At 44.4% G+C, this 457-nt stretch carries 1 protein-coding gene; it reads right to left on the reverse strand.

Annotation, left to right across the window (positions count from 1 at the left end):
• Positions 1-457: MFS transporter (locus tag KAR88_RS08720; protein WP_192802451.1), on the reverse strand; the 457-nt coding region annotated here is incomplete at both ends.

The raw sequence follows: 457 nt of genomic DNA on the forward strand, positions 1-457 counted from the left end.
CTGCCAACGCAGAAAATGCCACCACGGTATCGACAATGCCACGCCCTGTTTCGAAGAAGCCAAACAACCGACCTTGTTGTTCGCTATTGCCCAATCGACTTACCGACTTGAGCAAGACCGGCCAGTTCATCATGTCGCAAGTAACGCCAAATAGCGCCCAGACAAAGAGGATGCCCCAATACCCCGGCATTGTCGTCAAATAAACACCCAGTAATCCTGTCGCAATGAGTGAGAATGACATGGTGTATCTGCGCGGTAGTTTATCGGCAAAATAAATAGACAGAAAAAAGCCCACTGTGGTGACAAATGAGTTTACCGACATAGCATTACCAATTTGACCATTGGTCAAATGGAAATATTCCTGCATCGGGATATAAAACGCATCTTTCAGAGACGGTAATTTATAAATTGTACCGCCACACAATGTTAATAGACTAAATAACGCCCATTTCTTTTT

This window comes from Campylobacter sp. JH23, assembly GCF_017846595.1.
Classification (GTDB): Bacteria; Campylobacterota; Campylobacteria; order Campylobacterales; family Campylobacteraceae; genus Campylobacter_D; species Campylobacter_D coli.